At 72.7% G+C, this 6,409-nt stretch carries 6 protein-coding genes; 3 read left to right on the top strand and 3 right to left on the bottom strand.

Features of this window, described 5'->3' with window-relative positions; all coding sequences use genetic code 11:
- Positions 1 to 890, top strand: an 890-nt coding sequence (locus ABZ885_RS07510) for a PASTA domain-containing protein (RefSeq protein WP_360184489.1), incomplete at its 5' end; no start/stop codon positions are given.
- Between the two features lie 47 nt (positions 891 to 937).
- On the opposite strand, the gene ABZ885_RS07505 is transcribed toward ABZ885_RS07510, so the two are convergent.
- The gene (locus tag ABZ885_RS07505) at positions 938 to 1,567 is read right to left on the bottom strand and encodes a sulfite oxidase-like oxidoreductase (protein WP_360184486.1); all 630 of its coding nucleotides are present in this window, start codon (positions 1,565 to 1,567) and stop codon (positions 938 to 940) included.
- 226 nt (positions 1,568 to 1,793) lie between these two features.
- On the opposite strand from ABZ885_RS07505, the gene bfr reads away from it, so the two are divergent.
- Entirely contained in the window at positions 1,794 to 2,273 is a 480-nt protein-coding gene (gene bfr, locus ABZ885_RS07500) for a bacterioferritin (RefSeq protein WP_360184482.1), read from the top strand.
- 58 nt (positions 2,274 to 2,331) lie between these two features.
- Here the strand turns inward: bfr and ABZ885_RS07495 are convergent, their stop codons facing one another.
- Positions 2,332 to 2,595, bottom strand: coding sequence for a (2Fe-2S)-binding protein (locus ABZ885_RS07495; protein WP_360184480.1), 264 nt, complete (start codon positions 2,593 to 2,595; stop codon positions 2,332 to 2,334).
- A 176-nt stretch (positions 2,596 to 2,771) separates the two neighbouring features.
- On the bottom strand, positions 2,772 to 4,109 hold the full coding sequence (locus tag ABZ885_RS07490) for a class II 3-deoxy-7-phosphoheptulonate synthase (RefSeq protein ID WP_360184478.1): 1,338 nt from the start codon (positions 4,107 to 4,109) through the stop codon (positions 2,772 to 2,774).
- A gap of 302 nt (positions 4,110 to 4,411) precedes the next feature.
- On the opposite strand from ABZ885_RS07490, the gene ABZ885_RS07485 reads away from it, so the two are divergent.
- Positions 4,412 to 6,370, top strand: a complete 1,959-nt coding sequence (locus ABZ885_RS07485; protein ID WP_360184475.1) for an anthranilate synthase family protein — start codon at positions 4,412 to 4,414, stop codon at positions 6,368 to 6,370.
- Positions 6,371 to 6,409: the final 39 nt, after the last annotated feature.

Below are 6,409 nucleotides of genomic sequence, written 5' to 3'. Positions count from 1 at the left end.
GGCCCGCGGCCGCCGCCGGGGCCGCCGACCAGCCGGGCCCGGCACCGGCCGCACCGGCCGCACCCGCCGCACCCGCCGCGCCACCGGTCGAGCGGACCAGCGTGCTGGACGTCCCGCCGGAGGTGATGGAGCAGCTGCTCGCCGAGCCGCGCCCGTACGACGAGCCGACGCCGGTGCGCACCCGGCGGCCCAACCGGCTGGCGGCCCGCATCCCCCGCAAGCCGCTGGTCTGGGCCTCCGTCGTGGCCGTTCTGGTGCTGCTGGTCGGCGGCACCACGTACGCGCTCTCCGGCGCGCTGTACACGACGGTGCCGGGCGTGCTCGGCAAGGACCGTGCCGAGGCGCAGCGGATCCTGGACGGTGCGGGCATGCACGGGAAGTTCACCGAGGTGTACAGCGAGACCGTCCCGGCCGGCCAGGTGATCTCCACCGACCCGGGGGTCGGCGCCCGGGCCCGCAAGAGCGACGGGGTCGGCGTCACCGTCTCCCGGGGCCCGAAGCGGATCCCCGTGCCCGAGCTGGCCGGGAAGCCGGCCGACCAGGCCGCCGCCGCGCTGGCCGGCGCCCAGCTGGCGCGGGGCGGCGTCACCGAGACCTACAACGACACCGTGCCGGAGGGCGCGGTGATCAGCAGCTCGCCGGCGGCCGGCCAGCAGCTGCCGGAGAACACGCCGGTCTCGCTGGTGGTCAGCAAGGGCATGGTCCCGGTGCCGGACGTGACCGGGATGTCCAAGGAGGAGGCCGCGAAGGCGCTCCAGGCGGCCGGCTTCGCGATGCAGAGCAGCGGCGTGAACCTGTTCGGCAACGGCAAGGTCACCAGCCAGTCGCCCGCCGCCGGCGAGCGCCGCCCGCAGCGGACCGTGGTGACGGTCACCTTCCCCTTCCTCTGATCCCCTGATCCCCTGAACCCCCCGGTTCCGCGGCCTCCCCCGGTTCCTCAGCGCAGCGGGCCGTCGCCCGGCTCCTCCTGGTAGGAGTAGCGCTGTTCCTTCCAGGGGTCGCCGAGGTTGTGGTAGCCGCGCTCCTCCCAGAAGCCGCGCCGGTCCGCCCGCATGTACTCCACCGCCCGGACCCACTTGGGCCCCTTCCAGGCGTAGAGCTGCGGGACGACCAGCCGGACCGGGAAGCCGTGCTCGGCGGTGAGCGCCTCGCCGTTGCGGTGGGTGGCGAAGAGGGTCCGCGGGTCGGCGAAGTCGGCCAGCCGCAGGTTGGCGCTGTAGCCGTACTCGGCCCAGACCATCACGTGGGTGACGCCGGCCGCGGGGGGCACCCGGGCCAGCACCTCGGCGGCCGGCACGCCCGTCCACTCGTTGCCGAGCATCGAGAAGCGGGTGACGCAGTGCAGGTCGGCCCGGACGGTGGTGCGCGGCAGGGCGCTGAAGCCGACGAAGTCCCAGCTGTGCTTCTCGGCCGAGGCGGTGGCGCCGAACACCTGGAACTCCCAGGTCAGCGGCTTGAAGCGGGGCACCGGACCGTAGTGCAGGGCGGGCCAGCCGCGTTGCGTGCGCTGCCCCGGCGGGAGGGTCGGGTCAGACGGCGGAGACGGTTCTTGTTCGGACTGACCCATGGCTCCATGGTGACAGACGGCGGACGGCGCCCGGCGCGCGCCCCTTCCCCGCACAGTGCGCCCGCCCGTACGGGCCAACGGACGCCCAAATCGGATATTCCGACACATGTCCTAGTGAGTGTGAACTTACTGGAATTCCGTCCCATTGCGGTGCCACGATGCGTGCAGCCGGAGGGCACGGCCGCGGTTCCCGCACACCCAGGACGCACAGCAGGAAGGCAGCGCCATGAAGGGCGACGCAGAGGTCATCGAGTTCCTCAACGAGCAGCTCACCGCCGAGCTGACCGCCATCAACCAGTACTTCCTGCACGCCAAGATGCAGGAGAACTTCGGCTGGACGAAGCTCGCCAAGTACACCCGGCACGAGTCCTTCGACGAGATGAAGCACGCCGAGACGCTCACCGACCGGATCCTCTTCCTGGACGGGCTGCCCAACTACCAGCGGCTCTTCCACGTCCGGATCGGCCAGACCGTCAAGGAGATGTTCGAGGCGGACCGCCAGGTCGAGGTCGAGGCGATCGACCGGCTCAAGCGCGGGATCGTGGTCATGCGCGCCAAGAACGACGTCACCTCGGCGAACATCTTCGAGGACATCCTGGCCGACGAGGAGCACCACATCGACTACCTCGACACCCAGCTGGAACTGCTGGAGAAGCTCGGGGAGGCGCTCTACCTCGCCCAGCTGATCGAGCAGCCGGAGTCCTGAGCCCCCGGGCCGCCCAGCCCCGGACCGTACGGCCCCGGGCCGCCCGGGACGCGGGGCCTCAGGCCGCGCGCAGCGGCGCGGGGCGGGCCGGTTCCGACGGCGCGGCCTCCGGGTCGGCGAGCCCGAGCCGGGCGGCGAGCCGGGCCGTCGGACAGGGCCGGGCACCGTGCTCGCCCAGCAGGGCCTGGATCCGGCGGACGCAGGAGCCGCAGTCGGTGCCGGCCTTGCAGCCCTTGGCGATCTGGCGCGGGGAGTTGGCACCCGCGTCGATCTCCTTCTTGACCTGGTCCTCGGTGACCGCATGGCACATGCACACGTACATCGCGGTCTCTCCCGGGGTGGTGCGGGCCGAATGGCCGGAACTGGCGTGAAACGATCTTGACTAAGGCTTGCCTTAGTTCACTAAGCCTCACCTTACCCGGCGGAGCGGGCGTGAAAAAGCCTCTCCGGCCCCGGATGTCCCGGGGCCGGAGAGGCTTATCTCACACTCGGTTCCGCTCAGTGGCCGCCGCGGTACATCTCGGCCACCAGGAACGCCAGGTCCAGCGACTGGCTGCGGTTGAGCCGCGGGTCGCAGGCCGTCTCGTAGCGCTGGTGCAGGTCGTCGACCAGCACCTCGTCGCCGCCGCCGACGCACTCGGTGACGTCGTCGCCGGTCAGCTCCACGTGGATGCCGCCCGGGTGGGTGCCGAGCGCGCGGTGCACCTCGAAGAAGCCCTTGACCTCGTCCAGCACGTCGTCGAAGCGGCGGGTCTTGTGCCCGCTCGACGCCTCGAAGGTGTTGCCGTGCATCGGGTCGCAGATCCAGACCGGCTGCGCACCGGAGGCGGTGACCTTCTCCACCAGGGTCGGCAGGTGGTCGCGGACCTTGCCCGCGCCCATCCGGGTGATGAAGGTGAGCCGGCCGGGCTCGCGCTCCGGGTCCAGCTTCTCGATCAGGGTGAGCGCCTCGTCGACCGTGGTGGTCGGGCCGAGCTTCACCCCGATCGGGTTGCGGATCCGGGAGGCGAACTCGATGTGCGCGTGGTCCAGCTGGCGGGTGCGCTCGCCGATCCAGACCATGTGGCCGGAGACGTCGTACAGGTCGCCGGTGCGCGAGTCCACGCGGGTCAGCGCGGTCTCGTAGTCGAGGATCAGCGCCTCGTGCGAGGAGAAGAACTCGACCGTCCTGAACTCCTCCGGCGCCACGCCACAGGCGTTCATGAACGCCAGCGCGTTGTCGATCTCGCGGGCGAGCTGCTCGTAGCGCTGGCCGGCCGGCGAGTTACGCACGAAGTCCTGGTTCCAGGCGTGCACCTGGCGCAGGTCCGCGTACCCACCGGTGGTGAACGCACGGACCAGGTTCAGGGTCGCGGCGGACGCGTTGTACATCCGCTTCAGGCGCTCCGGGTCCGGGATGCGGGACTCGGGGGTGAAGTCGAACCCGTTCACCGAGTCGCCCCGGTAGACCGGAAGGGTGACGCCGTCCCGCGTCTCGGTCGACTTGGACCGCGGCTTGGAGTACTGCCCGGCGATCCGGCCGACCTTCACCACGGGGACGGAGGCCGCGTACGTCAGCACGGCCGCCATCTGCAGCAGGGTCTTCAGCTTGTTGCGGATGTGCTCGGCCGAAACGCCGTCGAAGGCCTCGGCACAGTCACCGCCCTGCAGCAGGAACGCCTCACCACGCGCCACGGCACCGAGCCGGGCGCGCAGCTGGTCGCACTCGCCGGCGAAGACGAGCGGCGGATAGGAGGCGAGCTCCGCAAGGGTCTTGCGCAGAGCCTCGTGGTCCGGCCATTCAGGCTGCTGCGCCGCGGGCAGGGACTGCCAGGGGTGGGGATTTGTCACGGTCACAGGGCCAAGGCTACGGGGTGCGACAACCGATTTGTGACCACTGCCCGATGGGTGAGACACGACGCGGACAATCGCGTGACCGGCCTCACCCGGTCCGCCGGATCCGCTACGCTCGTCGCATGAACGCGCCGCACACCTACTCCTGGTGGTGGGCCGACCCCTCGGGTGGCCCACAGATCGCGCGTTCCTAGACGAACACGACGGCCGCCCCTCGGGGCGGCCGTCGGCGTATCGGCAGACGGCCCTCCCGGGAGCGGAACCCCAGAACCGCCCCCCGCATCCACCGGAAGGAAGCCGCCACCGTGACCACCGCCGCCGACCTGCTCGCCCGACTGACCGGCCCGGACGCCCCGGCCTTCGCCCTGCTGCACCGCCGCACCCCCCGACTCGCCCCGGACACCGTCGAGGTCCTGCTGGGGACGGTCGGCAGCTACGAACGACTGGCCGACCTGCCGGTCCGCGCGGGCGTCCCGGCCGACGGCCCGGTGCACGACCTGCTCGCGCTGGTGCCCTTCCGGCAGATCCGTGAACGCGGCTTCGAGGCGCACGACGACGACACCCCGCTGCAGGCCCTCTCGGTGACCGGCCAGTACGCCCTCCCGCTGGCCGAACTCACCGCCGCACTGCCGCAGGTGCCGTTCTCGCTGACCGGCGGCTCGTTCGACGTCGACGACGCCGAGTACGCCGGCATCGTCCGCCGGGTGATCGAGGACGAGATCGGGCGCGGCGAGGGCGCCAACTTCGTCATCCGGCGCGACTTCACCGCCACCCTGGAGGCCCGCGACGGGGCCGCCGGCGGACACTGCTCCCCGGCGCTCGCCCTGTCGCTCTTCCGCCTGCTGCTGGAGCAGGAGCGCGGCGCCTACTGGACCTTCCTGGTGCACACCGGGGACCGGATCCTCGTCGGCGCCTCCCCCGAGGTGCACGTCCGGCAGAGCGGCGGGACGGTCGTGATGAACCCGATCTCGGGCACCTACCGCTACCCGGCCGGCGGCGCCGACCTCGACTCGCTGCTCGCGTTCCTGCACGACCCCAAGGAGCTGGAGGAGCTCACCATGGTGGTCGACGAGGAACTCAAGATGATGTGCACCGTCGGCGACCTCGGCGGCCAGGTGCTCGGCCCGCGCCTCAAGGAGATGTCCCACCTCGCGCACACCGAGTACGAGCTGCGCGGGCGCACCTCGCTGGACGTCCGCGAGGTGCTCAAGGAGACGATGTTCGCCGCCACCGTCACCGGCAGCCCGGTGCAGAACGCCACCCGGGTGATCAGGCGGTACGAGCGCGGCGGGCGCGGCTACTACGCCGGCGCGCTCGCCCTGATCGGCCGCTCGGCCAGCGGCGGCCAGCTTCTGGACTCCCCGATCTGCATCCGCACCGCCGACATCGACCCGGCCACCGGCCGGCTGGTCGTCCGGGTCGGCGCGACGCTGGTCCGGCACTCCGACCCGGAGTCCGAGGTCGCCGAGACGCACGCCAAGGCCGCCGGGGTGCTCACCGCGATCGGCGCCCGCCCGGCCCCGGCCCGGCTGCCGCACCGCTCCGGCCCGCGGCTCGCCGACGACCACCGGGTCCAGGCGGCCCTGGACGCCCGGCGGGCCGGCCTCGCGCCGTTCTGGCTGCGGATGCAGGAGCCGGCCGTGGTCACCCGGACCGAGCCGGCCCTGGTGGTGGACGGCGAGGACACCTTCACCTCGATGCTCGCCCACCTGCTGACCTCGCTCGGCCACCGGGTCACGGTGGCCCGGTTCGACGAGCCCGGCCTGCGCGAGCGGGTCGCCGCCCACCGCGGGCCGCTGGTGCTCGGCCCCGGCCCGGGCGACCCGGCCGCCGCCGACGACGCCAAGATGGCGGTGCTCCGCCCGGTCGTCGCCGATGCGCTGGCCGCCGTCCGCTCCGGCGCGCGGACCGCGCCGCTGCTCGCCGTCTGCCTCAGTCACCAGCTGCTCTCGGGCGTGCTCGGGCTGCCGCTGGCCCGCAAGGCCGTCCCGTTCCAGGGGGCGCAGGAGACGATCGACCTGTTCGGCACCCGCCGCACGGTCGGCTTCTACAACACGTTCACCGCGCGCTGCTCGGACCCGGACGCCGCCCGGCTCGCCGCCGAGGGCGTCGAGATCGCCCGCGACCCGCTGACCGGCGACGTCCACGCGCTGCGCGGGCCGGGCTTCGCCGGGCTGCAGTTCCACCCGGAGTCGGTGCTCACCCGGGACGGCGTGGACATCGTCGCCGGGCTGCTCCGGGAGGCCGCGGCGCTCCGCGGCTGAGCCCCCCGGCCGCGCGGAGGGCGGAGGGCGGGGGCGGGC

It is taken from the genome of Kitasatospora sp. NPDC047058 (assembly GCF_040643935.1).
Taxonomy (GTDB): Bacteria; Actinomycetota; Actinomycetes; order Streptomycetales; family Streptomycetaceae; genus Kitasatospora.
The sequence above is the reverse complement of the archived record's forward strand: the minus strand, read 5'-3'. Positions and strand labels throughout refer to the sequence as shown.

What these genes read in the sequence shown, in the direction of transcription:
- ABZ885_RS07505 (WP_360184486.1), bottom strand. Translation starts at nt 1,567, where the DNA reads ATGGGTCAGTCCGAACAAGAACCGTCTCCGCCGTCTGACCCGACCCTC.
- bfr (WP_360184482.1), top strand. Translation starts at nt 1,794, where the DNA reads ATGAAGGGCGACGCAGAGGTCATCGAGTTCCTCAACGAGCAGCTCACC.
- ABZ885_RS07495 (WP_360184480.1), bottom strand. Translation starts at nt 2,595, where the DNA reads ATGTACGTGTGCATGTGCCATGCGGTCACCGAGGACCAGGTCAAGAAG.